Origin of the sequence: Streptomyces bungoensis (genome assembly GCF_001514215.1) — a bacterium.
Classification (GTDB): domain Bacteria; phylum Actinomycetota; class Actinomycetes; order Streptomycetales; family Streptomycetaceae; genus Streptomyces; species Streptomyces bungoensis.
Genome location: NZ_KQ948860.1, coordinates 105,490 through 128,823, shown reverse-complemented (window position 1 = coordinate 128,823; position 23,334 = coordinate 105,490). Strand labels below are relative to the sequence as shown.

General features: G+C 72.4%; 26 protein-coding genes. 16 read left to right on the top strand and 10 right to left on the bottom strand.

What is annotated here, in order from left to right:
* Nucleotides 1–48: 48 nt before the first annotated feature.
* Together dapE and AQJ66_RS20930 are read left to right on the top strand one after the other, a co-directional pair.
* Nucleotides 49–1,128 (top strand): succinyl-diaminopimelate desuccinylase, encoded by a 1,080-nt coding sequence (dapE, locus tag AQJ66_RS20935; RefSeq protein WP_061924378.1) that lies wholly within the window; start codon nt 49–51, stop codon nt 1,126–1,128.
* A gap of 107 nt (nt 1,129–1,235) precedes the next feature.
* Entirely contained in the window at nt 1,236–1,994 is a 759-nt protein-coding gene (locus AQJ66_RS20930) for an LOG family protein (protein ID WP_061924375.1), read from the top strand.
* 41 nt (nt 1,995–2,035) lie between these two features.
* Here AQJ66_RS20930 and folP read toward each other — a convergent pair whose 3' ends face one another.
* Entirely contained in the window at nt 2,036–2,896 is an 861-nt protein-coding gene (folP, locus tag AQJ66_RS20925) for a dihydropteroate synthase (protein WP_061924373.1), read from the bottom strand.
* Between the two features lie 137 nt (nt 2,897–3,033).
* Between folP and AQJ66_RS20920 the strand changes: the two genes are divergently transcribed.
* On the top strand, nt 3,034–3,384 hold the full coding sequence (locus AQJ66_RS20920; RefSeq protein ID WP_061924370.1) for a DivIVA domain-containing protein: 351 nt from the start codon (nt 3,034–3,036) through the stop codon (nt 3,382–3,384).
* A complete protein-coding gene (locus tag AQJ66_RS20915; RefSeq protein WP_061924367.1) occupies nt 3,381–3,968 on the top strand; it encodes a DNA-3-methyladenine glycosylase I in 588 nt (195 codons plus the stop codon). Before AQJ66_RS20920 ends, AQJ66_RS20915 begins: the two co-directional genes overlap by 4 nt.
* Nucleotides 3,969–3,987: 19 nt before the next feature.
* Here the strand turns inward: AQJ66_RS20915 and chcB are convergent, their stop codons facing one another.
* A complete protein-coding gene (gene chcB, locus AQJ66_RS20910) occupies nt 3,988–4,791 on the bottom strand; it encodes a 2-cyclohexenylcarbonyl CoA isomerase (RefSeq protein WP_061924364.1) in 804 nt (267 codons plus the stop codon).
* Nucleotides 4,792–5,161: 370 nt separating this feature from the next.
* Between chcB and AQJ66_RS37420 the strand changes: the two genes are divergently transcribed.
* On the top strand, nt 5,162–5,329 hold the full coding sequence (locus AQJ66_RS37420; protein WP_018544333.1) for a DUF3117 domain-containing protein: 168 nt from the start codon (nt 5,162–5,164) through the stop codon (nt 5,327–5,329).
* 96 nt (nt 5,330–5,425) lie between these two features.
* On the opposite strand, the gene AQJ66_RS20905 is transcribed toward AQJ66_RS37420, so the two are convergent.
* Nucleotides 5,426–6,187 (bottom strand): O-methyltransferase, encoded by a 762-nt coding sequence (locus AQJ66_RS20905; RefSeq protein WP_341849421.1) that lies wholly within the window; start codon nt 6,185–6,187, stop codon nt 5,426–5,428.
* Nucleotides 6,188–6,358: 171 nt separating this feature from the next.
* On the opposite strand from AQJ66_RS20905, the gene sigE reads away from it, so the two are divergent.
* From sigE to AQJ66_RS20880, 5 genes are all read left to right on the top strand, one after another.
* Nucleotides 6,359–7,072: an RNA polymerase sigma factor SigE gene (gene sigE / locus AQJ66_RS20900; RefSeq protein WP_061924359.1), complete on the top strand. Its 714-nt coding sequence runs from the start codon at nt 6,359–6,361 to the stop codon at nt 7,070–7,072.
* Nucleotides 7,069–8,046: an anti-sigma factor family protein gene (locus AQJ66_RS20895; RefSeq protein WP_079060315.1), complete on the top strand. Its 978-nt coding sequence runs from the start codon at nt 7,069–7,071 to the stop codon at nt 8,044–8,046. The genes sigE and AQJ66_RS20895 overlap by 4 nt, the downstream gene beginning before the upstream one ends.
* Nucleotides 8,047–8,180: 134 nt before the next feature.
* Nucleotides 8,181–9,857, top strand: coding sequence for a S1C family serine protease (locus AQJ66_RS20890; protein ID WP_107118992.1), 1,677 nt, complete (start codon nt 8,181–8,183; stop codon nt 9,855–9,857).
* A gap of 86 nt (nt 9,858–9,943) precedes the next feature.
* Nucleotides 9,944–10,381, top strand: a complete 438-nt coding sequence (locus AQJ66_RS20885; protein WP_061924353.1) for a sec-independent translocase — start codon at nt 9,944–9,946, stop codon at nt 10,379–10,381.
* Nucleotides 10,382–10,530: 149 nt separating this feature from the next.
* Entirely contained in the window at nt 10,531–11,199 is a 669-nt protein-coding gene (locus AQJ66_RS20880; RefSeq protein ID WP_061924350.1) for a hypothetical protein, read from the top strand.
* 72 nt (nt 11,200–11,271) lie between these two features.
* Here AQJ66_RS20880 and AQJ66_RS20875 read toward each other — a convergent pair whose 3' ends face one another.
* Genes AQJ66_RS20875 through AQJ66_RS20865 form a run of 3 tightly spaced genes read right to left on the bottom strand, consistent with a single transcriptional unit; the run spans nt 11,272 to nt 14,342 of the window.
* Nucleotides 11,272–12,405 (bottom strand): Mrp/NBP35 family ATP-binding protein, encoded by a 1,134-nt coding sequence (locus AQJ66_RS20875; RefSeq protein WP_061924347.1) that lies wholly within the window; start codon nt 12,403–12,405, stop codon nt 11,272–11,274.
* A 43-nt stretch (nt 12,406–12,448) separates the two neighbouring features.
* Nucleotides 12,449–13,063, bottom strand: coding sequence for a DUF1003 domain-containing protein (locus AQJ66_RS20870; RefSeq protein WP_061924344.1), 615 nt, complete (start codon nt 13,061–13,063; stop codon nt 12,449–12,451).
* Entirely contained in the window at nt 13,053–14,342 is a 1,290-nt protein-coding gene (locus AQJ66_RS20865; RefSeq protein ID WP_061924341.1) for a magnesium transporter MgtE N-terminal domain-containing protein, read from the bottom strand. Before AQJ66_RS20865 ends, AQJ66_RS20870 begins: the two co-directional genes overlap by 11 nt.
* Nucleotides 14,343–14,532: 190 nt before the next feature.
* Between AQJ66_RS20865 and AQJ66_RS20860 the strand changes: the two genes are divergently transcribed.
* On the top strand, nt 14,533–15,267 hold the full coding sequence (locus AQJ66_RS20860) for a hypothetical protein (protein ID WP_167359175.1): 735 nt from the start codon (nt 14,533–14,535) through the stop codon (nt 15,265–15,267).
* Nucleotides 15,268–15,337: 70 nt separating this feature from the next.
* Here AQJ66_RS20860 and AQJ66_RS20855 read toward each other — a convergent pair whose 3' ends face one another.
* A complete protein-coding gene (locus AQJ66_RS20855) occupies nt 15,338–15,850 on the bottom strand; it encodes a hypothetical protein (RefSeq protein ID WP_061924337.1) in 513 nt (170 codons plus the stop codon).
* Between the two features lie 23 nt (nt 15,851–15,873).
* Nucleotides 15,874–16,995 (bottom strand): magnesium and cobalt transport protein CorA, encoded by a 1,122-nt coding sequence (locus tag AQJ66_RS20850; protein WP_061924334.1) that lies wholly within the window; start codon nt 16,993–16,995, stop codon nt 15,874–15,876.
* Nucleotides 16,996–17,476: 481 nt separating this feature from the next.
* Here AQJ66_RS20850 and AQJ66_RS20845 point away from each other — a divergent pair, with 481 nt between their 5' ends.
* Nucleotides 17,477–18,061, top strand: coding sequence for a suppressor of fused domain protein (locus AQJ66_RS20845; RefSeq protein WP_061924331.1), 585 nt, complete (start codon nt 17,477–17,479; stop codon nt 18,059–18,061).
* Between the two features lie 56 nt (nt 18,062–18,117).
* Here AQJ66_RS20845 and AQJ66_RS20840 read toward each other — a convergent pair whose 3' ends face one another.
* On the bottom strand, nt 18,118–19,341 hold the full coding sequence (locus AQJ66_RS20840) for an MFS transporter (protein ID WP_061924327.1): 1,224 nt from the start codon (nt 19,339–19,341) through the stop codon (nt 18,118–18,120).
* A gap of 158 nt (nt 19,342–19,499) precedes the next feature.
* Between AQJ66_RS20840 and AQJ66_RS20835 the strand changes: the two genes are divergently transcribed.
* From AQJ66_RS20835 to AQJ66_RS20825, 3 genes are all read left to right on the top strand, one after another.
* Nucleotides 19,500–20,141 (top strand): DUF6758 family protein, encoded by a 642-nt coding sequence (locus AQJ66_RS20835; RefSeq protein WP_061924322.1) that lies wholly within the window; start codon nt 19,500–19,502, stop codon nt 20,139–20,141.
* A gap of 279 nt (nt 20,142–20,420) precedes the next feature.
* Nucleotides 20,421–21,278 carry a PHP domain-containing protein gene (locus AQJ66_RS20830; RefSeq protein ID WP_061924319.1) on the top strand — a complete coding sequence of 286 codons (858 nt, stop codon included), beginning with the start codon at nt 20,421–20,423 and terminating at the stop codon, nt 21,276–21,278.
* Between the two features lie 144 nt (nt 21,279–21,422).
* Complete coding sequence (locus AQJ66_RS20825; protein WP_061924317.1) at nt 21,423–22,028, top strand: MarC family protein; 606 nt, start codon at nt 21,423–21,425, stop codon at nt 22,026–22,028.
* Between the two features lie 46 nt (nt 22,029–22,074).
* On the opposite strand, the gene AQJ66_RS38350 is transcribed toward AQJ66_RS20825, so the two are convergent.
* A complete protein-coding gene (locus tag AQJ66_RS38350; RefSeq protein WP_019980331.1) occupies nt 22,075–22,227 on the bottom strand; it encodes a hypothetical protein in 153 nt (50 codons plus the stop codon).
* A gap of 195 nt (nt 22,228–22,422) precedes the next feature.
* Here AQJ66_RS38350 and AQJ66_RS20820 point away from each other — a divergent pair, with 195 nt between their 5' ends.
* Nucleotides 22,423–23,328, top strand: coding sequence for an NYN domain-containing protein (locus AQJ66_RS20820; RefSeq protein WP_107118991.1), 906 nt, complete (start codon nt 22,423–22,425; stop codon nt 23,326–23,328).
* Nucleotides 23,329–23,334: the final 6 nt, after the last annotated feature.

Here is a 23,334-nt window from a genome sequence, read left to right as displayed (position 1 = left end):
GAGCGTCGCGGAACGATCCGGTCGCGAACGGGGCGTTAGGGTCGGTCCATGGCCGACACCTCCCTTGACCTCACGCTCGACGCGGCCGCGCTCACCGCGCGGCTCGTGGACTTCCCCTCCGAGAGCGGCGGCGAGAAGCCGCTCGCGGACGCGATCGAGACCGCGCTGCGCGCCCTGCCGCACCTCACGGTGGACCGGTACGGCAACAACGTGGTCGCCCGGACGAACCTGGGCCGTGGCGAGCGGGTCGTCCTGGCCGGCCACATCGACACGGTGCCGATCGCCGGCAACGTGCCCTCCCGGCTGGACGAGGACGGCGTGCTGTGGGGCTGCGGCACCTGCGACATGAAGTCGGGCGTGGCCGTGCAGCTGCGCATCGCGGCCACGGTCCCCGCCCCCAACCGCGACCTGACCTTCGTGTTCTACGACAACGAGGAGGTCGCCGCCGACCTCAACGGCCTCAAGCACGTCGCCGAGACCCATCCCGAGTGGCTGGAGGGCGACTTCGCGGTCCTGCTCGAGCCCTCCGACGGCCAGGTCGAGGGCGGCTGCCAGGGCACGCTGCGGGTGCTGCTGACCACCACGGGCGAACGGGCGCACTCCGCGCGCGGCTGGATGGGCTCCAACGCCATCCACGCGGCCGCCCCCGTCCTGGCCCGGCTCGCCTCCTACGAGCCCCGGTGGCCGGTCATCGACGGCCTGGAGTACCGCGAGGGCCTGAACGCGGTCGGCATCAGCGGGGGAGTGGCGGGCAACGTCATCCCCGACGCGTGCGTGGTCACCGTCAACTTCCGCTACGCCCCCGACCGCTCCGAGGAGGAGGCGATCGCGCACGTCCGCGAGGTCTTCGCCGACTGCGGGGTCGCGGAGTTCACCGTCGACGACCACAGCCCCGGCGCGCTGCCCGGCCTCTCCCACCCGGCCGCGGCGGCCTTCATCGAGGCGGTGGGCGGCACTCCGCAGCCCAAGTACGGCTGGACGGACGTCTCCCGCTTCTCCGCGCTCGGCGTGCCCGCCGTCAACTACGGCCCCGGGAACCCGCACTTGGCCCACAAGCGGGACGAGCGCGTCGAGGTGGCGAAGATCCTGGCGGGCGAGGAGCGGCTGCGCCGCTGGCTCACCGCGTAGCCCGGACCGCGCGCGGCACCGCACGCCGGACACGCGCACGTCCCCCCTCCGTAACCGGCGTGGATCTACGCTGAGATTCGAACTACCGGCAAGCGGAGGGAGCGCACATGGCGACCGGCAACCCCGAGGGGAAGAAGCAGCCGCCGGACGAGCAGCGGCTCGGACCGGTCCTCCGGCGGCGGGGCCAGGTGACCGCCAGCACGACCGACCAGCGCCTGCTGGACGAGCGGGCGCCCACGGACTGGGTCCACACCGACCCCTGGCGGGTCCTGCGGATCCAGTCGGAGTTCATCGAGGGCTTCGGCACGCTGGCCGAACTCCCGCCCGCGATCAGCGTCTTCGGCTCGGCGCGCACGCCGGTGGACTCGGCCGAGTACGACGCGGGCATGCGGCTCGGGCGGGGCCTGGTGGAGGCCGGCTGGGCGGTGATCACCGGGGGCGGCCCGGGCGCGATGGAGGCGGCCAACCGGGGCGCGTGCGAGGCGGGCGGCGTCTCCGTCGGCCTCGGCATCGAACTGCCCTTCGAGCAGGGGCTCAACCCCTACGTCGACATCGGGCTGAACTTCCGCTACTTCTTCGTCCGCAAGATGATGTTCGTGAAGTACGCGCAGGGCTTCGTGGTGCTCCCCGGCGGTCTCGGCACCCTCGACGAGCTCTTCGAGGCGCTCACCCTCGTCCAGACCCAGAAGGTCACCCGCTTCCCGATCGTCCTCTTCGGCACCGAGTACTGGGGCGGCCTGGTGTCCTGGCTGAAGAACACGCTGGTGGCCCAGGGCAAGGCGGCCGAGAAGGACCTCCTGCTCTTCCACGTCACCGACGAGGTCGAGGAGGCGGTGGCCCTGGTGTCGAAGGAGGCGGGCCGCTAGCGCGTCACGCGGGGTACCAGCGGGGCGCGGCCCCCTGGTACCTACGCCAGACCCCGCCGGGCCACGGCGGGAGCCCGGTGCCCCGCGATGGACGCCACCATCTCCAGCACCTGCCGGGTCTCGGCGACCTCGTGCACCCGGTACACCCGCGCCCCCAGCCACGCCGACACCGCCGTGGTCGCCAGCGTCCCGATCAGCCGCTCCTTCACCGGCCGGTCCAGCGTCTCGCCGACGAAGTCCTTGTTGGACAGCGACACCAGCACCGGCCACCCGGTCGCGACCATCTCGTCCAGCCGCCGCGTCGCCTCCAGGCTGTGCCGCGTGTTCTTCCCGAAGTCGTGCCCGGGATCGATCAGCACCGACTCGCGCGGCACCCCCAGGGCCACCGCCCGCTCGGCCAGCCCCACGGTCACCGCCAGGATGTCGGCCATGACGTCGTCGTACGCCACCCGGTGCGGCCGCGTCCGCGGCTGCGCGCCCCCGGCGTGCGTGCACACCAGCCCCGCCCCGTACCGCGCGGCGACCTCCGCGAGGCCGGGGTCGACCCCGCCCCACGCGTCGTTCAGCAGGTCCGCGCCCGCCTCGCACACCGCCGCGCCGACCTCGGCCCGCCAGGTGTCCACGCTGATGACCACGTCGGGGAACCGCCGCCGCACCTCCGCGACGAACCCCACCGTCCGCCGCGCCTCCTCCTCGGCCGTGACCTCCTCGCCCGGCCCGGCCTTCACGCCGCCGATGTCGACGATCGCCGCCCCCTCGGCCACCGCCTGCTCCACACGCGCGAGGGCGGGCTCGTCACGGAACGTGGCGCCCCGGTCGTAGAAGGAGTCGGGGGTCCGGTTCACGATCGCCATGACCACCGGCTCGTGCGGCCCGAATTCCCGCCTGCCCAGCCTGAGCATCCCCTGTGACCTCTCCTCGAACGTCCCGCACCGCGGCCGCCTGCGACCCTAACTGTCAGACTCGCATGGCACGATCGGACCCTGACAGATTCAGCGTCCGGCACAGCGTCCGGTACCGAGCGTGGGGACCTCTGGCAATGGTGATGTTCTTGTTCCTGGTCGTCGCTCTCGCCGTCGTGGTGGCCGCGGTGACACTCGCCGTGGTGAGCGGCGGAGAGCGCGGCCCGCTGCCGGAGGCGGCTCCGGAGCGGCTGCGGGACCCGCTGCCCCCGGACCGCCCGGTCGGCAGGGCGGACGTGGAGTCCCTGCGCTTCCCCGTCACCCCGCGCGGCTACCGCATGGCGGACGTGGACGACGCGCTCGGCCGGCTCGCCGCCGAACTCGCCGAGCGCGACGCCCGGATCGCCGACCTGGAGTCGGCCCTGGCCGGCGCCCGGGCCGCCGCGCACGCGCGGCAGGACCGGCACCAGGAGGGGGAGCAGAGATGAGCGCCGGAGCCGCCCTCGCCGGGCCCGACGGCGTGCTGCGCTGCCCGTGGGCCCTGTCCACCGAGGACTACGTGGCGTACCACGACGAGGAGTGGGGCCGCCCGGTCCACGGCGACGACGCCCTCTTCGAGCGGATCAGCCTGGAGGCCTTCCAGTCCGGCCTGTCCTGGATCACGATCCTGCGCCGCCGCGCCGGCTTCCGCGCCGCCTTCGCGGACTTCCGGATCGAGAAGGTCGCCGCCTTCTCCGACGAGGACCGCGAGCGGCTGCTCGCCGACGCCGGCATCATCCGCAACCGCGCGAAGGTCGACGCGACGCTCGCCAACGCGCGCGTACTCGCCGGCTGGGCGGAGGGCGAGCTGGACGACCTGGTCTGGTCCCACGCCCCCGACCCGGCCGGCCGGACCGCCCCGAGGACGCTCGCCGACGTCCCCGCGGTCACCCCGGAGTCCACGGCCCTGTCCAAGGCCCTGAAGCGGCGGGGCCTCCGGTTCGTCGGCCCCACGACGGCGTACGCCCTGATGCAGGCCTGCGGCCTGGTCGACGACCACCTGGAGGCCTGCGCGGCGAGAAGCACCCCGTGAGGGGCGCGGGACCCCGGCGTCAGCGGCCCAGGTACTTCGGCTTCTCCTTGCCGACGAAGGCCTGCACGGCGATCGTGTGGTCCTCGGACTGCCCGGCCCGGGTCTGGAGCTCGTCCTCCTTCTCCAGGGTCTCGGCGAGGGAGTGCGTCAGCCCGTAGGCCATCGACTCCTTCAGCGCCGCGTAGGCCACCGTCGGCCCCTCGGCCAGGGCCCGCGCCACCTTCTCCGCCTCGGCGCGCAGCTCGGCGGCCGGCACCACCCGGTTGGCGATCCCCAGCTCCAGCGCGTCCTGCGCGCTGATGCTGCGGGGGAAGAGCAGCAGGTCGGCGGCGCGGCCCGGGCCGATCACCCGGGGCAGCGTCCAGGAGATGCCGGAGTCGGCGGTGAGCGCGACGCCCGCGAAGGAGGTGTTGAAGGCCGCCGTGTCGGCCACCACCCGGTAGTCCGCGGCGAGCGCGAAACCGAAGCCGGCGCCGGCCGCGACCCCGTTCACCCCGGCGACCACCGGCTTCGCCGCCCCGGTCAGCGCCCGCACGATCGGGTTGTAGTGCTCCCGGACCGTGCTCATCGTCTGCCCGGAGCCCGTCTCGCGGTCCGCCGCCAGCAGGCCGATGTGCTCCTTCAGGTCCTGGCCCACGCAGAACGCCCGCTCACCGGCGGCGGTCAGCAGGATCGCCCGTACGGCGGTGTCCCCGGCCGCGGCCTCGGCCGCCTCCCGGAGAGCGGCCTTCGTCGCGATGTTCAGCGCGTTCATCGCCTCGGGGCGGTTCAGCGTGATCGTCGCGAGTCCGTCGCTCACCTCGTAGAGCACGGTGTCGGCCATGGAATCCCCTCCGGTGTCACGGCTGGTGACGTACCGCTCGGTACGCCGCTGTCTGAAGGACAGCATGGCGGAGATCGCGGCCGGTGGGCCGCACCCGACGTGTGACCTGCGTCAAAGAAAACCGGAGCGGCGACATGGCGTGCGGGTCGGTGCGGGGGCGCAGTATCGCAGTCACATCGCCGAATTGAGTGGTTTTGCTCGCGCGCGTTGCCCAAGCGATGCCTTCTGATGTTGGTCATCGGGTCCTGGCATGCGGGATAATGGCTTGGAAGCAATGTGTTCGATGCCGGTGTCGCGTGTCCGTCCGGGCCGCGGGGTGCCCTAGGGCTGTCGGCAGACGGTGAGCCTGGTTTCAGGAAGGGGAACGAGCATGGCGGCCATGAAGCCGCGGACGGGTGATGGCCCGCTCGAGGTGACCAAGGAGGGGCGGGGCATCGTCATGCGCGTTCCGCTCGAAGGCGGCGGTCGACTCGTGGTCGAGCTGACCCCTGACGAGGCCGAGGCACTCGGCGACGCCCTCAAGAAGGTCGTCGTCTGACGCGCCTGCGATCCTGTCCTTCCGGCTGCCCCGGTACCGCACGCGGTGCCGGGGCAGCCGCGTTCCCGGGTCGCCCGGGGCCCGTCGGTGGACCGGTCAGCGCCTGACGGCGCACAGCAGGCCGTCGCCGATCGGCAGCAGCGACGTCACCAGCTCCGGGCTCTCGCGCACCGTGCGCAGCAGTTCCCGCAGCCGCAGCACCTCCGTCGGCTGCGGTCCCGAGTCGACCGTGCGGCCGTTGGCGAAGACGCCCTCGAAGACCACCAGGCCGCCCGGGCGCAGCAGGCGCAACGATTCAGCGAGGTAGTCGGGGTACTCCAGCCGGTCGCCGTCGCAGAACACGAGGTCGTAGCCGGCGTCCGCCAGCCGCGGCAGCACGTCCAGCGCCTGCCCGGGGATGAAGCGGGACCGGTTGCTGGCGAAGCCGCAGGCCCGGAACGCCTGCCGGGCGAACTGCTGGTGCTCCGGCTCGGGGTCGACCGTGGTGAGCACCCCGTCGGGACGCATGCCGTGCAGCAGATGGATACCGGACACCCCGCAGCCCGTGCCGATCTCCGCGACGGCCTTCGCGTCCACGGAGGCGGCGAGCACCCGCAGCGCGGCGCCCGTGCCGGGCGACACCGAGCGCAGCCCTGCCTCCCGGGCCCGCTCACGGGCCCAGCGCAGCGCTTCGTCCTCGGCGACGTAGGCGTCGGCGAACGCCCAGCTCGTCTGCCGGTTGCCGGTAATGACCCTCTCCTGTCCCCGTGGTTGCCTGGGCGTGACTGTATCCGTTGGCGTCGGGAACCCGCAGATGGGACCGGGCGTTAACAAGGACGGAACGGTGGCCCGGGTCTCGATGGGGGGTAAGTGGTGCATCAGGACGCCGAGCACATGCTGACGCAGACGGATGAGCCGTATCAGCGCGTATCAAAATTTCGTAAAACCGCTTATCCGGAGCTAACGGGCGAGGTGGCTATGGTAGGGGCTCCACTGGACACCACCAGAGCCGACAGGGGAGGTGCGGCCGCACCCGGGGACCGGGGTGGAGTGCTGCGGCGCTTCCTCGGGTCGGCGGGCAGGCCGAAATCCGTGACCGACACCGCTGCTGACAGCCACGCCGCCGGCTTCGCCGCAGGCGACGCCCAGACCGCGACCTTCTCCGGCGACGCGGACGGGCAGGCGTGGACTCCGCCCACGTGGGAGGAGATCGTCAACACGCACAGCGGCCGCGTCTACCGCCTGGCCTACCGCCTCACGGGCAACCAGCACGACGCCGAGGACCTCACCCAGGAGGTCTTCGTCCGCGTCTTCCGCTCCCTGTCCACGTACTCGCCGGGCACCTTCGAGGGCTGGCTGCACCGCATCACCACCAACCTGTTCCTGGACATGGTCCGGCGCAAGCAGCGGATCCGCTTCGACGCCCTCGGCGACGACGCGGCCGAGCGCCTGCCCAGCAAGGAGCCCACCCCGCAGCAGCTGTTCAACGACGCGCACTTCGACGCGGACGTCCAGCAGGCCCTCGACACCCTCGCGCCCGAGTTCCGCGCCGCCGTCGTCCTGTGCGACATCGAGGGACTGTCGTACGAGGAGATCGCCGCGACCCTCGGCGTCAAGCTCGGCACGGTCCGCTCCCGCATCCACCGCGGCCGCTCCCAGCTGCGCAAGGCCCTCGCCCACCGCTCGCCCGAGGCGCGCAGGGCCGAGCGGCGCTCCTTCGTGCCCCGTGTCCCCGCTCTGGGGGGAGGGGGCGCGACGGCGTGAGCGGATCCCGGCCGAAACCGGCTCAGGCGCACCTCGCCGAGCAGCATCTGGGAGACCGGCTCTCCGCCCTGGTGGACGGGGAGCTCGGTCATGAGTCGCGTGAGCGCGTCCTCGCCCACCTGGCCACCTGCGCCCGGTGCAAGGCGGAGGCGGACGCCCAGCGCCGGCTGAAGAGCGTCTTCGCGGAGGCGGCCCCGCCGCCGCCCTCGGAGAGCTTCCTCGCCCGTCTCCAGGGCCTGCCCGCAGGAGGTGACCCGGACGGCGACGGCACGCCGGCGCCCGGGGGAGGACCCTTCGCCCGGGGCTCCGGGGACGGGGTCTTCGGCGTGCGGCGCGAGCGCTTCGAGTTCGGCTACGTCCCGGCCGGCCCCGCCCACTCCGCGGTGCCCGGGGAGCGCGGCTTCCGCGTCCACCCCGTCGGCCGCGCGGACGCCGACCGCTCCTCCTCGCGCGGACTGCGCTTCGCCTTCGCGGCCGCGGGCGCGGTGTCCCTGGCCGCGATCGCCCTCGGCGGCGTCACCACCGCCATCCCCGGTGACCTCTCGGCCGACGCCCGCGGCGGCACCGGCACGGGCAACGTGATCCCGACCCGCCCGGCGGGCGCGGGCGCGGGCACGGCGACGGCCGACTCCCAGCGCCGCCGCTCGGTGGGACCGCTGCTCGGCCAGGGCAGCGGCCTGCTCGGCCAGACCACGGTGGCACCGACCGTCCTGTCCGCCCCGCTGTTGCCCGGCATGCCGACCCAGGCCACGGGCCGCCCCCGGGACGTCGTGCACGACCTGACCGCACCGGTGATGGCCGGCGCGGCCGCGGTCTCGCCCCTGATACGCCCGCTGACCGACATCACACCGCTCTCCCTGACCTCGCCGTCCGCGGAGCCCCGGATGCACGGCCCCGGCCTGCTGTCGGTCCCCGTCCCCGACGCGGCCCCCGCTCCCACCCTCACCCCCGCTCCTCCCCATCAGGCGCCCTGACCTGCCTCTTCGCCTCCCCCGGCGAACCTGGTTGAATCCTGTGAGGCCGTGCCCGAGGCGATGACCCGGGCACGGGTCCGACTCTCCGCGGCCCCTGCCCACGCACGCGGCCGCGGCCAGCCGTGGGGGAGAACATGCACGAGGGGAACCCGACGTCCGTCCCGCCCGGGGAACAGGGGGAGCGGACGCCGGAGGGGAGGACACCGGCGAGTCCGCCCGACGGCGACTTCGAACTGGCGAAGCCGGCGGTGGCGGCTCCGCCGGCAAGGAACGCCGACGCGGACACCGCAGTCGCGGGGCCGGTGCCGACCGGCGCCGGGCCGGTCACCGGGCGGCCCAAGCCGCTGCACGATCCCGATCCCTGCAGCACGCCCCCCTACGGCGGGCCCGGGCCCTGGGCGCCCGCCCCGCCGGTGCAGCACCCGGCGGCACCGGCGGCCGGGACGGCCGTACCGACGTCCGCGGCACCGGTGGCTCCCGGCATGCCGTCCGGGCCCGTGGTGAGCCCGCAGGTGCCCCTGCAGGCGGCTCCGGCCGGGGCGGAGCCCCTGGCGTCCACCGGCCCCGCGCCGGAGGCAGGCTCGCCCGCTCAGGCCGCGCCGGAGGCCGGCCCCTGGCAGCGCTACGACCCCTGGGCCGCGGCCGCCGCCGGACAGGCACCGCCGGCGCACGGGCCGTTGCAGCAGACCGGGGCCAAGGTGCTCACCGCGCGGCAGCGGCGCAGGAGGGCGCTGCGGATCACCGTCCTGTGGACCCTGCTGGTCGCGGTCGTCTCCAGCGGCATGGGCGGCCTCGCCGGCGCCTGGGTCGAGCGGGAGAGGGAGACGCGGACGGAGCCGCCCCGGCCCGGCGCGATGCCCGCACCGGACAGCGTGGCCGCCATAGCCGCCCGCGCGCTGCCCGGCGTCGTCACGCTGCACGTCCACGGCGCCGACGAGTCCGGCACCGGCACCGGCTTCGTCCTCGACGACCGGGGCCACGTCCTCACCAACAACCACGTCGTGCGGCCCGCCGCGTCCGGCGGCGACATATCGGTGACCCTCAGCACCGGCGAGACCGCGAAGGCGAAGATCGTCGGCCGCGACAGCGGTTACGACCTGGCCGTCGTCCAGATCACCAGAGTGCACGGGCTCACCCCCCTGCCCCTCGGCAACTCCGACGACGTGCGGGTCGGCGACCCCGTCGTCGCCATCGGCGCCCCCTTCGGACTGGCCGGCACCGTCACCTCCGGCATCATCAGCGCCAAGGAGCGGCCCATCACGGCCGGCGGGGACGACGGCGACGGAAGCGACGTGTCGTACGTCGACGCGCTGCAGACCGACGCCCCCATCAACCCGGGCAACTCCGGCGGCCCCCTCCTCGACTCCCGGGCCCGGGTCATCGGCATCAACTCCGTCATCCGCTCGGCCGACGGCGGCACGGACTCCGACGGCGGGCAGGCCGGCTCCATCGGCCTCGGCTTCGCCATCCCCGTCAACCAGGCCAGGCGCGTCGCCGACGAACTGATCGACAAGGGGCACGCCACCCACCCCGTCATCGGGGTGAACCTCGACATGGGCTACACGGGCGACGGCGCCCGTGTCGACGACAAGGCGCGCGGCGGCGGTCCCGCCGTCGTCAGGGGCGGACCGGGCGACCGGGCGGGGCTCCAGCCGGGCGACGTGATCACCGAGGTCGACGGGCAGCGCGTCCACTCGGGCGAGGAACTGATCATCAAGGTGCGCGCCCACCGGCCCGGCGACCGGCTGCGGCTGACGGTGGAACACGGCGGCGAGCGGGAGGTCTCAGTCGTGCTGGGCGAGCAGAACTGACGCAAGTCTCACCTCGGGACGGTACCGGTTCGCGAGGTGGGGCGGGTACCGTGGGGCGCGACCGAGGACATCGCAAGGAGCGTCAGGTGTTCAATGACATAGGACCACTCGAGCTGGTGACGATCATCGTTCTCGCCGTGCTCGTCTTCGGTCCGGACAAGCTCCCGAAGGTCATCCAGGACGTGACGCGCACGATCCGGAAGATCCGCGAGTTCTCGGAGAGCGCCAAGCAGGACATCCGCTCCGAGCTGGGCCCCGAGTTCAAGGACTTCGAGTTCGAGGACCTCAACCCCAAGACGTTCATCCGCAAGCAGCTGGACAACGAGGACCTGGGGCTGACGGAGATCCGCAACGGCTTCGACCTGAAGAAGGAGATGGCCGAGGTCACCGAGGCGGTCGCCCTCCACGAGCGCGAGGCCTCGTCGTCATCGGGCTCCTCCGCCGGCGGGCGCATCGACATGACCAAGAAGCCGGAGGAAGCGGGTCAGGACGACCGGCCCGTCTTCGACGCGGACGCGACCTGACGGACACCTCTTCGGCCCCCGGTTTCCCTGCTGCTCGGCGCGGTGTGGATATGCTGCCGAGTTGTTGTGCGGACCGCACGCGTATCAGCGATGCCGCCCGATGGGGGGCGGGCGACGCGGTCCGACGAGAGCGAGGAGGCGTCCAGCAGATGGAGACGACGAGTCGGGTGGGCGCGCAGGCGCCGGTCGCGGAGGGCGGGCAGCAGCTCCCCTCCGACCGGCGTGCGGTCGACGGCTACCTGAGGGCGCCCTTCCCGTGGTACGGCCTCGACGAGGCGTTCACGGGGCCGCGCTGGCTGATGCAGGTCGGTACGGCGGCCGACGGAGCGGTGGAACACGGGTCGATCGGGCACGGCGACGAGCCCTCCGTGCGCAACGAGGCGGTCGGCTCCGCCGGTGAGCCGCGGGAGAAGTTCGCGGTCGTGGTGACCGTCGCGGCGAACCCGTCCCGGCGCAGCGCCGACGGCACCGGGCTGCTGGAGGCCACCTCGGTCTCCTCGGCCGCCTGGCTGGCCGGAGTGGGCCTGCTGTCCTTCACCTGGCCCGGGCAGATGGACCACAGCCTGCGCGACGACTGGCTGGAGCAGCAGACGGAGACGGCGTGGGCCCTCGCCGACGACCTGGAGGGACCCGAGTGGTCCGTGCTCTCCCTCCCCGTGGACGGGGTGCCCGTCCCCTTCCACTACCGGGAGTCCGAGTTCGGCTGGGTCCTGGCCGGCACCACGGCGCAGGGCGTCCACCTGGGGGCGTACGGCCGGGGCATGAGCGCCTACGGGCTCGGCTTCGCCGTGGTCAAGGACATCGCGGCGTACGCCTAGGCGCGCGCACCGATGTGGCGAGGGGCGCCGTCCGCGCGGACGGCGCCCCTCGCCACATCACCGGAAACCCGGTCAGAACTTGTTCTTCGGCGTGATCCCCAGCGACAGCCCCGACAGCCCTCGCTGGCGGCCGCCCAGCTTCCCGGCGATCGCGCGCAGGGCCGAGCCCGCCGGGGAGTCGGGGTCGGTCAGGACCACCGGCTTGCCCTCGTCGCCGCCCTCGCGGAGGCGGACGTCGATGGGGATGGAGCCGAGGACGGGGACCGTCGCGCCCGTCGTGCGCGTCAGGCCGTCGGCGACCGTCTGGCCGCCGCCCGTGCCGAAGACGTCGACCATCTCGCCGCAGTGCGGGCAGGGCAGACCGGACATGTTCTCGACCACGCCGACGATCTTCTGGTGGGTCTGGACGGCGATGGAGCCCGCGCGCTCGGCGACCTCGGCCGCCGCCTGCTGGGGCGTGGTCACGACCAGGATCTCGGCGTTGGGGATCAGCTGGGCGACGGAGATCGCGATGTCACCCGTGCCGGGCGGCAGGTCCAGCAGCAGGACGTCCAGGTCGCCCCAGTAGACGTCCGCGAGGAACTGCTGCAGGGCGCGGTGCAGCATGGGGCCGCGCCAGACGACCGGCGCGTTGCCCGGGGTGAACATGCCGATGGAGATGACCTTCACGCCGTTCGCGGACGGCGGCATGATCATGTTCTCGACCTGGGTGGGGCGCCCGTCCGCGCCCAGCATGCGCGGCACGCTGTGGCCGTAGATGTCGGCGTCCACGACACCGACCTTCAGGCCGTCGGCCGCCATGGCCGCCGCCAGGTTCACCGTGACCGAGGACTTGCCGACGCCGCCCTTGCCGGAGGCGACCGCGTAGACCCGGGTGAGGTTGCCGGGCTTGGCGAAGGGGACCTCGCGCTCGGCCTGGCCGCCGCGCAGGGCCGCCGCCAGTTCGCGGCGCTGCTCGTCGCTCATCACGTCCAGCGTGACGTCGACCCGGGTGACGCCCTCGACCCGGGAGACCGCCTCGGTGACGCGCTGCGTGATCGTCTCGCGCATTGGGCAGCCGGAGACCGTCAGGTACACGGTCACCGCGACCGCGCCGTCCTCCCCGATCTCCACCGATTTGACCATCCCCAGCTCGGTGATGGGCCGGTTGATCTCGGGGTCGTTCACCGTCGCCAGTGCCTCGCGCACCGCGTCTTCCGTAGCCATGAGAACGATGGTACGGCGACCCGAGGTGCCTTCGGGTAGCACCTCAGCGGTCGTCTGCGTCACGCCCCGGCGACCGATCCACCCGTTCCGCCCGTTCCGCCGGGAATACGACGTGCCCGTCGTGGCGGCGCCGCTCCTCCAGCTCCTTGACCAGGTCCTGCAGCTCGGAGCGGATCCAGTCGCGGGTGGCGACCTCGCCCAGCCCCATGCGCAGCGCGGCCACCTCCCGGGTCAGGTACTCGGTGTCGGCGATGGACCGCTCGTTCTGCTTGCGGTCCTGTTCGAGGTTGACCCGGTCGCGGTCGTCCTGCCGGTTCTGCGCGAGCAGGATCAGCGGGGCCGCGTAGGAGGCCTGCAGGGACAGCGCCAGGGTCAGGAAGATGAACGGGTACTCGTCGAAGCGCAGCTGCCGGGGCGCGACGATGTTCCACAGCACCCAGCAGATGATCACGATCGTCATCCAGACGATGAACCGGCCCGTGCCCAGGAACCGGGCGATCTTCTCCGACAGCCGGCCGAAGGCCTCCGGATCCCACTCGGGAACGATCCGGCGGCGGGGCGCGCGCGGCTGGTCCAGGCGTGCCGTGCGGGGCCGGGTGGCGGCCGTGGCGCCCGCCGGATGGCGCTCGCGGGTCGCGGTGTCGCGCTCAGGAGCCATGGGTGGCCGCCCCCTCTCCCTCGTCCAGGTGGAACTCGGTCTCCCGCCAGTCGTCCGGCAGCATGTGGTCCAGCACGTCGTCCACGGTGACGGCGCCGAGCAGCGACCCGGACTCGTCCACCACCGGTGCGGCGACCATGTCGTACGTCGCGAAGAACCCGGCGATGACCGGCAGCGCGTCACCGGGCGCGAGCGGCTGCAGGTCGTCGTCGACCAGCGAGCTGACCAGGGTGTACGGGGGGTCGCGCAGCAGCCGCTGGAAGTGGACGGTGCCCAGGTACTTGCCGGTCGGGGTCTCGTCCGGCGGGCGGCAGACGTACACCTGGGCGGCGAGCGCGGGGGAGAGGTCGGGATTGCGGACCCGGGCGAGCGCGTCGGCGACGGTGGAGTCCGGGCGCAGCACGATCGGCTCGGTGGTCATCAGACCGCCCGCGGTGTGCTCCTCGTACGACATCAGGCGCCGCATGTCGGCCGCGTCGGAGGGCTGCATCAGGCTCAGCAGCCGCTCCTTGTCCTCCTCCGGCAGCTCGCCGAGCAGGTCGGCCGCGTCGTCGGGGTCCATCGCCTCCAGCACGTCGGCGGCCCGCTCCTCCTGCAGCTTGCCGAGGATCTCGATCTGGTCGTCCTCCGGGAGCTCCTCGAGCACGTCGGCCAGGCGGTCGTCGTCCAGGGCGGCGGCGACCTCGGCGCGGCGCTTGGCGGACAGGTGGTGCAGGACGTTGGCGAGGTCGGCGGGGCGCAGCTGCTCGAAGGTGGCGAGCAGGTTCTCGGCACCCTGCCCCTGCTCCTCGAGCGAGAAGCCGGTGACGGCCGACCACTCCACGGTCAGCGTCTCCCCCTTGGCCCGCCGGAAGGCGCTGCCCTTCCTGCCCTTGCGGACGAAGACGCGGTCGATCTCCCAGTCCCGGCGGGCGGGCAGCTGGTTCACGGACAGGTCGAGGACGGTGACCTCCTCGTCGCTCTCCACCAGCTTCACGCGCCGGTCCAGCAGCTCGCCGAAGACCAGCCGCTCGGTGGGCCGCTGCTCGAAGCGGCGGACGTTGAGCACGCCGGTGGTGATGACCTGTCCGGACTCGACGCCGGTCACCCGGGTCATGGGCAGGAAGATGCGGCGCCGGGTGGACAGTTCGACCACCAGCCCGAGCAGGCGAGGCGGGCGCCGGCCGACGCGCAGCATGACGACCAGGTCGCGCACGCGGCCCACCTGGTCGCCGGCCGGATCGAAGACGGGGACCCCGGCGAGGTGCGAGACGTAGATCCGGGGGGCACCGGCTGCCATGGCTGTGCTTCCTTTGCTCGCATTGCGTGGGGATTGCTGTTCTCTGCCCGCTCGGTTGCGCTTCAGGCTAGCCCGTACCGATCGGATACGCCCTGGTGGGCGGTCCGGACGATCTGGCTCCGCCGGGCGGGCGGGGCACCGGTACGCTGCCGTACGCCGTTCAGGACCCGTCAGAAAGGCAGCCCCACCTGTGTCTGCGATTCCCCAGGGCCGTACCCGCCGGGCCGTGCTGACGAGCGCGGCATGCGCAGCACTGGCCGTGACGGGGGCGATGGTCCTGACGGGGTGCAGCGAGGACCCGGACGCGGGCACCAACGGGGTGGGCAAGCTGCCCGCCGCCCGGATCCAGACGGAGACCCGCGCGGCCGCGCAGGCGGCGCCCGCGGTACGGCTGTCCGGGACCGTGGTCACCAGCGGCCGCACGTACCGCCTGGACATGCAGCTCAAGGCCGACGGCGGCACCGGCTCCGTCACCTCGCGGGGCGCGACGTTCCACCTGCTGCGGACCGGCGAGCAGCTCTTCCTGAAGGCCGACGCGGACTTCTGGAGCCACGGCGGGGACGCGGCGGCCGGCAAGCTCCAGGGCAAGTACGTGAAGGTGCCGCAGGGGGACCCCGCGTACCGGAAGTTCAGCGGCTTCACGGACAAGGACGTCCTCCTCTCGGGTCTGCTGACGCTGCACGGCAAGCTGTCGACGGACGGGCACCACGAGCAGGCGGGTACCCGCACGATCCGCATCACCGGCGACGACGGCTCCGGCGGCACCCTCGACGTCTCCCTCGAGGGCAAGCCGTATCCGCTCCGCCTGGTGCGCGCCGGTTCGGCCGGCACGCTGCGTTTCTCGGACTGGGCCAAGGACTTCGCCGTCGCCCAGCCGCCGAAGTCCGAGACGGTGGACTACGGCAGACAACTCCCGGCTTCGTAGCCCCGGGAGACGAGGGAGCCGGTGGCCGCGTCCGCCCCGCCGGGGCAGGGCGCCGGCCCCCGTCGCCTCGTTACTTCTTCTTCCGTTTCGCCAGCAGGCGCGGCAGCCCCGCCGGGACCGGCCGGCGCGTGATCGCCGGTGACGGCAGCGGAGGCCGCGCCAGGCTGTCCGAGGGCAGCGCCGCCGGCGGCCCGGCCGGGACCAGGCGGAGCACCCGGCACTCGCGGGCCCACCGCCGGGGCATCTCCTCACCGTCGGCGGCGTTCAGCCGCTTGCCCTTCAGCTCGGCCACCACCGCCTCCCACTCCGGCGAGCCGGGGGCCTGCTCGTGCACGGTGGCCGGCCAGGTCACCAGGCGGCCGCCCTTGTCCTTGCTGCGCACGGTCACCTCGGCGGAGCCGCCGTCGGTGAGCCCGGGCAGCGGCTGTTCCCCGGGTCCGTCGCCGACCAGGCACACCGCGCCCTCGTGCCACACGTGCCACAGCGCCCGCGCCGCCGGGGCACCGGCACCCCTGACCCAGACGAGGCCGGACTTCTTGGCGGCCTCCTCGACGAGGGCCTGGTCGAGCAGCTGTCCTGTCATGAGCTCAGCCTATCCAGCGCCGCTCAGAGCCAGCCGTTGCGCTTCAGCGTGCGGTGGATGCCCAGACAGAGGACGACCGTGACGCCCATGATCACCGGGTAGCCGTACTTCCAGTGCAGCTCGGGCATGTACTTGAAGTTCATGCCGTACACCCCGCACACCATCGTCGGTACGGCGATGATCGCGGCCCAGGCGGTGATCTTGCGCATGTCCTCGTTCTGCGCGACGGACGCCTGCGCCAGGTTGGCCTGGAGGATGGAGTTGAGCAGCTCGTCGAAGCCCAGCACCTGCTCCTGGACCCGGGCGAGGTGGTCGGCGACGTCCCGGAAGTACTTCTGGATGTCCGGGTCGACCAGCCGCATCGGCCGCTCGCTCAGCAGCTGCATGGGCCGCAGCAGCGGAGCCACCGCCCGCTTGAACTCCAGCACCTCGCGCTTGAGTTGGTAGATCCGCGCCGAGTCCACACCGCGCGATACCCCGCGCCGGCCGGGCGAGAAGACCTCGGTCTCCACCTCGTCGATGTCGTCCTGCACCGCGTCGGCGACCGCGATGTAGCCGTCCACGACGTGGTCGGCGATCGAGTGCAGCACCGCCGAGGGACCCTTGGCGAGCAGTTCCGGGTCGTCCTGCAGCCGGTGGCGCAGCGCCCGCAGCGAGCCCTGGCCGCCGTGCCGGACGGTGATGAAGAAGTCCCGCCCGGTGAAGCACATGACCTCGCCGGTCTCGACGACCTCGCTGTTGGCGGTGAGCCGGTCGTGCTCGACGTAGTGGATGGTCTTGAAGACGGTGAAGAGCGAGTCGTCGTAGCGCTCCAGCTTGGGCCGCTGGTGGGCCTGGACGGCGTCCTCGACGGCCAGCGGGTGCAGCCCGAACTCGCTCGCGATGCCCGCGAACTCGGCCTCGGTCGGCTCGTGCAGGCCGATCCACACGAACCCGCCGTCGCGGCGCACCAGCCGCATCGCCTCCTGCGGGCTCAGCGGCGCGGCGCTCTGCACCCGGGCGCCGTCGCGGTACACGGCGCAGTCGACGACGGCCGAGGGCGTGGCCGGGTCGCGCGTGGTGTCGTACGGCGTGCTCGTGTCCTTGCGCAGCGAGACACGGGACGACGGACGGACCACGGCGCGCAGGTCGCGGATCATCGACATGGGCAGGCTCCTTCGCAGGCGGGCGGCGACAGCGCCGGCGACGGGTGGAACCACCCGGAATGGGGACGTCCTGCGAAATCTTCCCGGCCTCGGGCGGGGAAGGATGTTTGGCACGTCCGCAAAGCGGGGAGCACCGCACCGTCGCGGTGGCTACTTCGCCACTGATACAGAACTGATGAAGATCAGACAGATCAGGCAAAGCGAGACGAAGTGCTCTTCCGAAACGACGAAGCGAACGTGAAGGCGGCGGCCAGCCAGTAACTGCATCAGCAGCCGGAAGAGCGAGTGGTACTACCAGGTCGACTTCGATCCATGACAGCCCCACCTCCTCCGGCCGGTCCCTCGTAAGGGAGTCTCGTCGGCGTCGGGGACGCGCTGCGACGCTCCTGCGTGCTGCCCCGAACCACCGGCTCAGCGTAGCAGCCGCCCCAGCTGTCAAGGTGCCGCTTTGCCCGCTGCTGACGAGTTCTATGCTCACCGCATGGTTGATGTTCTTCCTCTGGTCGAGGCACGGTTGAACTCCGCGCTGGGCGAACCGGACGCGCGCGCCGCGGTCACCTTCCTCGGTACGGACCGCGTCGAGGTGCTCCGTTTCCACGAGGCAGACCTGGTGCGCTACGCCACCCTCGGCATGTCCGCGCACCCCATGGCCGACCCCACGGCCGTGCTCGCCGACCCCGTCAAGGGGCCGCGCGCCGAGCTGGTCCTGTCCGTCCGCGCCGGCCTCGCCGACACCGACAAGGTGCTCCGCCCGCTCGCCGTGCTCGCCGCGTCCCCGCAGGTCGAGGGCGTGGTGGTGGCTCCCGGCGCCTCCCTGGACGTGGGGGAGCCGCTGTGGCCGGGTGCCGCCTTCAGCTCGGTCCTGGTGGGGGAGCCCGGCGGGCTCGTCGAGGACCTGGAGCTGGACGATCCGATGGACCCCGTGCGGTTCCTGCCGCTGCTGCCGATGACCCCGAACGAGGCCGCCTGGAAGCGGGTGCACGGCGCCCAGGCCCTCCAGGAGCGCTGGCTGGCGAACGGGACGGACCTGCGCGACCCCGCGCGCAGGTCCGTCCCGCTGGACTGAGCGGCCGGAGTGAGCGGCCGCAGTGAGCAACCTCACCAAGCGCCGCTCAGGGAAGGTCAGTTGGCGAAGACCGTGACCCCGTCCTCCGTGGCGTGCCGCTGCTCCAGTTCCTCCGCTTCGTGGGTGAGCGCCTTGCGCCGCACCACGACCACGACCGCGCCGAGCACCGCGGTGACCGCCGCGACCACGAACGGGACGTGGATGTCGGTCCACTCCTCGATCTTCGGCGCGAAGTAGGGCGCGGCGGCGGCCGCGAACCAGCGGACGAAGTTGTAGCCCGCGCTCGCCACCGGGCGCGGCGCGTCCGACACGCCGAGGGCCAGCTCGGTGTAGACCGTGTTGTTCACGCCGATGAAGGCGCCGGACAGGATCGTGCAGACGACGGCCGTCGTGTGGTCGCCGTAGCCGAGCACCAGGACGTCCGCCGCGAGGAGCACCAGCGAGCCGCCGAGCACCTTCAGCGAGCCGAACCGCTCCTGCAGGCGCGGGGCCACGACGACCGAGAAGACGGCGAGCAGCACACCCCAGGCGAAGAACACCGCGCCCGAGCGGTACGGCGTCATGTTCAGCACGAACGGCGTGAAGGCCAGCACCGTGAAGAACGTGTAGTTGTAGAAGAACGCCGAGCCGGCCGCCGAGGCCAGGCCGCCGTGGCCGAGCGCCTTGATCGGGTCCAGGATCGAGGTCTTGCGGGCGGGCTTCGGCTGCTCCTTCAGGAACGCCGTGATGCACAGGAAGCCGATCGCCATCAGGGTGGCGGTGCCGAAGAAGGGGTAGCGCCAGCTCAGGTTGCCCAGTACCGCGCCGAGCAGCGGGCCGCAGGCCATGCCGAGGCCGAGCGCCGACTCGTAGAGCAGGATCGCCGCCGCGCTTCCGCCGGCCGCCGCGCCGACGATGACCGCGAGGGCGGTCGAGACGAACAGGGCGTTGCCGAGGCCCCAGCCGGCCCGGAAGCCGACGAGCTGGCCGACGCTGTCCGAGGTGCCGGCGAGGCCGGCGAAGACGACCACGAAGGCGAGGCCGAGCAGCAGGGTCCGGCGGCCGCCGATCCGGCTGGAGACGAAGCCGGTCAGCAGCATCGCCACCGCGGTGATCAGGAAGTACGAGGTGAACAGCAGGGACACCTGGCTGGCGGTGGCGTGCAGGCCCCGCGCGATGGACGGCAGGATCGGGTCGACGAGGCCGATGCCCATGAAGGCGACGACGGAGGCGCCGGCCGTGGCCCAGACCGCCTTGGGCTGTCGCAGGATGCTGCCGGCTCCCGCGTCGAAGGGGTCCATGTGGTTCTCCCATCCCAGCTGATTAGTTGGCTTTTACACATACTAAGTTAGCCGGGCTAATTAATGCAAGGTGCATCTAGTTTTCCCTGGTCAGGTGTTCCCTCCGGACGGGTGATCGTCCTTGACGTGGCGCGGCAGAGCTAGGACCGTGGGGCTCTATGAGGGGCGAACCCAGTTGCCCGAAGTGTGGTGGCCGGGTCAGGGCTCCCGGACTCTTCGCCGATTCCTGGCAGTGCGATGTGCACGGGACGGTGTATCCGCTGCAGCCCGTGATCCCGCCCAGCGTCGAGGCCCTCGGTGTGGTGGTGCACCGCACCCAGGTCCCGGTGTGGATGCCGTGGCCGCTGCCGGTCGGATGGCTGTTCACGGGCGTGGGCTACGCCGGGGACGACCGCAGCGGCGGCCGGGCCACCGCGGTGGCCTGCTCCGGCCCCGGCCCGCTCGGCGGCGTCGGCGAGCTGATCCTCGTCGCCGAGGAACTCGGCGTCGGCCTCGGCGCCTGGTACGCGGGCATCGACGCCCCCGACCCGGGGCCGTACATGGACGTCGAGAAGCCGCCCCAGGCCAAGGTGCTCGCCGCCGGCCGTCCGACCCCCCTCTGGCACGTCTCGGGCAGCCCCACCGACCGCGCCGTCTTCGCCGGCGAGGCCCTGGGGCTGTGGCTGTGGGCGGTGGTCTGGCCCGAGCAGTGCAGCATGCTCATGTACGACGAGCTGGTGCTGACCGACCTGCGGGACGCGGGGGCGGAGCTGGACCTGGTGCCGTGCGGCGCGCTGTCGCCGCGGCTGCTGCACCCCTAGGGTCTCTCGTTCGGATCAGGCCGGGCTCGCGGGCCCCGGCACCGTGCCTCGCCGCGTTGCTGTCGGTTGCCATGGCTCCGCCATGGCGCCCTCCTCCGCCTTGCGATCCACGGCACCGGACCCCGCTCCCTGATCCGGCCTGATCCAAACGAAAGACCCCAGGTGCCCCACCCTGGATCGGCGTAGGGGGTGCTCCAGGGTTTCGGGTGTGACATGAGGGCGCGCGAACACCGCTATCCTTAGGTGTCCCCGTCCGTCATGTCCCCGTCTGGAGTCTCCGTGCGCATCGACCTGCACTGTCACTCCACGGCTTCCGACGGTACGGACACCCCGGCCGAACTGGTGAAGAACGCCGCCGCGGCCGGTCTCGACGTCGTCGCGCTGACCGACCACGACACCACCCGCGGGTACGCCGAGGCGATCGCCGCGCTGCCCGAGGGACTCACCCTGGTCCCCGGCGCCGAGCTGTCCTGCCGGTACGACGGCGTCTCCATGCACCTGCTGGCCTACCTCTTCGACCCCGAGGAGCCCGCCCTGCTCGCCGAGCGCGAGCTGGTCCGGGACGACCGGGTGCCGCGGGCCCAGGGCATGGTCGCCAAGCTGAACGCGCTGGGTGTGCCGGTCACCTGGGAGCAGGTCGAGCGGATCGCCGCCGGCGGCTCCGTGGGGCGCCCGCACGTCGCCACCGCGCTCGTGGAGCTGGGCGTGGTGCCCACGGTGAGCGACGCGTTCACCGAGGAGTGGCTGGCCGACGGCGGCCGGGCGTTCGTGGAGAAGCACGAGACCGACCCCTTCGAGGCGATCCGGCTGGTCAAGGGCGCGGGCGGAGTCTGCGTGTTCGCGCACCCGGCCGCCGCCAAGCGCGGCCGTACCGTGCCCGAGTCGGGCATCGCCGAGATGGCCGCCGCCGGCCTGGACGGCATCGAGGTCGACCACATGGACCACGACGCCGACGCCCGGGCCCGCCTGCGCGGCCTGGCGGGCGAGCTGGGCCTGCTGGTGACGGGGTCCTCGGACTACCACGGCAGCCGCAAGACGGTGTCCCTCGGCGCGTACACGACGGACCCCGAGGTGTACGGGGAGATCACCCGGCGGGCCACCGGGGCGTTCCCGGTGCCGGGGACCGGCGGAGCCTGAGGCCGACCGCCCTCACGAGCCCTCCGTTCCGAGCCGGACCGTCCCCAGCCGGACCGTCGCGGGCCGACCGCCCTCGCGAGCGGACCGGCCGCACCCCCTCATGCCCGTATCACTTCCTCTTCCCGCAAGGCCTGACGCACCACCATGTTCGACATCGCCGTCTTCGGCTCCCTGTTCCTGACCCTCTTCGTCATCATGGATCCCCCCGGGATCACCCCGATCTTCCTCGCGCTGACCGCCGGACGCCCCGCCAAGGTGCAGAAGCGGATGGCCTTCCAGGCCGTGTGCGTGGCGGGCGGGGTCATCGCCGTCTTCGGCGTCCTCGGCCACCAGATCCTGAACTACCTGCACGTCTCCGTCCCCGCGCTGATGATCGCGGGCGGGCTGCTGCTCCTGCTGATCGCGCTGGACCTGCTCACCGGCAAGACCGACGAGCCGAAGCAGACCAAGGACGTGAACGTCGCCCTCGTGCCGCTGGGCATGCCGCTGCTGGCGGGGCCCGGTGCCATCGTGTCGGTGATCCTGGCCGTGCAGAGGGCCGGCAGCGTGGCGACGCAGGTCTCGGTGTGGGCCGCGATCCTCGCGATCCACGTCGTGCTGTGGCTGGTGATGCGTTACTCGCTGCTGATCATCCGCGTCATCAAGGACGGCGGCGTCGTCCTCGTGACGAGGCTCGCGGGCATGATGCTCTCCGCGATCGCGGTGCAGCAGATCATCAACGGTGTCACTCAGGTGATCCGGGGGAGCTGAGGAGCGTGCCCCTGCTCCCCCGGAAAGCTCGAGTGGCGCCGGTGCGTTACGAGGCCGGGGTGTCGGCCGGGCGGATCCAGAGGCGCTGCCCTATGGCGGCGGCCTGCTGAACGATCCGGTTGACGGAGGCGGCGTCCACGACGGTGGTGTCCACGGTGGTGCCGTCGACCTCGTCGAGTCGCATGATTTCGAAGCGCATGGCTTCTCCCTTCGTCTGGTCATCCTCCTGCGGAGAACTACTGGTGTGACGTGCTGTCGTACCTAGACAACGGGCTGCGTGTTACAAACATTCCCTAAACTAAAGAAATTTTTCGAACGGCTAATTACTGACCGGTAAGCGGCGGTCGTGGGACTGACCGGGACCGGTTGTGTTCGCAGCGTGACCGCCGGGACAATGGAGGCGATGAACGACGACCTGGCGGCCCTGGCCGCCCGCATCGACCACACCAACGGGCTGCTGCAGCGCATGCTCGCCGAGGTGGCGAAGACGCCCTCCACCCACGCGATCTTCGTCGACGCGGGCTACCTCTACGCGGCCGCCGGCCGGCTCGTCGCCGGCACCGAGGACCGCCGGGCCTTCGACCTGGACGCCGAGGGCCTGATCGAGGCGCTCATCGACAAGGCCCGCACGATCTTCGCGGACAGCCGGCTGCTGCGCGTCTACTGGTACGACGGCGCCCGCCGCCGCATCCACACCGCCGAGCAGCAGTCCATCGCCGAACTGCCCGACGTCAAGGTCCGCCTCGGCAACCTCAACGCCAACAACCAGCAGAAGGGCGTCGACTCCCTCATCCGCACCGACCTGGAGTCCCTCGCCCGGCACCGCGCCATCAGCGACGCGGCCCTGCTGGGCGGCGACGAGGACCTGGTCTCGGCGGTCGAGGCGGCCCAGGGCTACGGCGCCCGCGTCCACCTGTGGGGCATCGAGGCCCCCGAGGGCCGCAACCAGGCGGAACCCCTGCTCTGGGAGGTCGACAGCCAGCGCACCCTCGACCTGGAGTTCTTCAAGCCGTACGTCTCCCGCCGCACGGCCGCCGCCTACGAGGGCACCGCCGGGACCCGGCCCACCCGCGAGGACGTGCGCTTCGTCGGCGCCCAGATCGCGGCCAAGTGGCTGTCCGCGCGGGGCCGCGAGGCCCTCGTCGAACTCCTCCCCGGCCACCCCTACCTGCCCGGACCGGTCGACCAGGACCTGCTGGTCGAGGCCGAGGCCCTGCTCCAGTACTCCCTGCGCGGCCACGCGGACCTGCGCCGCGCCCTCCGCGACGGCTTCTGGGACCACCTGCAGACGCAGTACTAGCGGGCA

Coding starts and splice junctions, on each gene's coding strand:
- folP (WP_061924373.1), bottom strand. CDS start 2,896: ATGCTCAGGCTGGGCAGGCGGGAATTCGGGCCGCACGAGCCGGTGGTC.
- AQJ66_RS20825 (WP_061924317.1), top strand. CDS start 21,423: ATGTTCGACATCGCCGTCTTCGGCTCCCTGTTCCTGACCCTCTTCGTC.
- AQJ66_RS38350 (WP_019980331.1), bottom strand. CDS start 22,227: ATGCGCTTCGAAATCATGCGACTCGACGAGGTCGACGGCACCACCGTG.
- AQJ66_RS20835 (WP_061924322.1), top strand. CDS start 19,500: ATGAGGGGCGAACCCAGTTGCCCGAAGTGTGGTGGCCGGGTCAGGGCT.
- AQJ66_RS20865 (WP_061924341.1), bottom strand. CDS start 14,342: ATGGCAGCCGGTGCCCCCCGGATCTACGTCTCGCACCTCGCCGGGGTC.
- chcB (WP_061924364.1), bottom strand. CDS start 4,791: ATGGCCGACACCGTGCTCTACGAGGTGAGCGACGGACTCGCGACGATC.
- AQJ66_RS20890 (WP_107118992.1), top strand. CDS start 8,181: ATGCACGAGGGGAACCCGACGTCCGTCCCGCCCGGGGAACAGGGGGAG.
- AQJ66_RS20880 (WP_061924350.1), top strand. CDS start 10,531: ATGGAGACGACGAGTCGGGTGGGCGCGCAGGCGCCGGTCGCGGAGGGC.
- AQJ66_RS20840 (WP_061924327.1), bottom strand. CDS start 19,341: ATGGACCCCTTCGACGCGGGAGCCGGCAGCATCCTGCGACAGCCCAAG.
- AQJ66_RS20915 (WP_061924367.1), top strand. CDS start 3,381: ATGAGCGCCGGAGCCGCCCTCGCCGGGCCCGACGGCGTGCTGCGCTGC.
- AQJ66_RS20875 (WP_061924347.1), bottom strand. CDS start 12,405: ATGGCTACGGAAGACGCGGTGCGCGAGGCACTGGCGACGGTGAACGAC.
- AQJ66_RS20855 (WP_061924337.1), bottom strand. CDS start 15,850: ATGACAGGACAGCTGCTCGACCAGGCCCTCGTCGAGGAGGCCGCCAAG.
- AQJ66_RS20870 (WP_061924344.1), bottom strand. CDS start 13,063: ATGGCTCCTGAGCGCGACACCGCGACCCGCGAGCGCCATCCGGCGGGC.
- AQJ66_RS20930 (WP_061924375.1), top strand. CDS start 1,236: ATGGCGACCGGCAACCCCGAGGGGAAGAAGCAGCCGCCGGACGAGCAG.
- AQJ66_RS37420 (WP_018544333.1), top strand. CDS start 5,162: ATGGCGGCCATGAAGCCGCGGACGGGTGATGGCCCGCTCGAGGTGACC.
- AQJ66_RS20845 (WP_061924331.1), top strand. CDS start 17,477: ATGGTTGATGTTCTTCCTCTGGTCGAGGCACGGTTGAACTCCGCGCTG.
- AQJ66_RS20820 (WP_107118991.1), top strand. CDS start 22,423: ATGGAGGCGATGAACGACGACCTGGCGGCCCTGGCCGCCCGCATCGAC.
- AQJ66_RS20850 (WP_061924334.1), bottom strand. CDS start 16,995: ATGTCGATGATCCGCGACCTGCGCGCCGTGGTCCGTCCGTCGTCCCGT.
- AQJ66_RS20920 (WP_061924370.1), top strand. CDS start 3,034: ATGGTGATGTTCTTGTTCCTGGTCGTCGCTCTCGCCGTCGTGGTGGCC.
- AQJ66_RS20905 (WP_341849421.1), bottom strand. CDS start 6,187: ATGCACCACTTACCCCCCATCGAGACCCGGGCCACCGTTCCGTCCTTG.
- dapE (WP_061924378.1), top strand. CDS start 49: ATGGCCGACACCTCCCTTGACCTCACGCTCGACGCGGCCGCGCTCACC.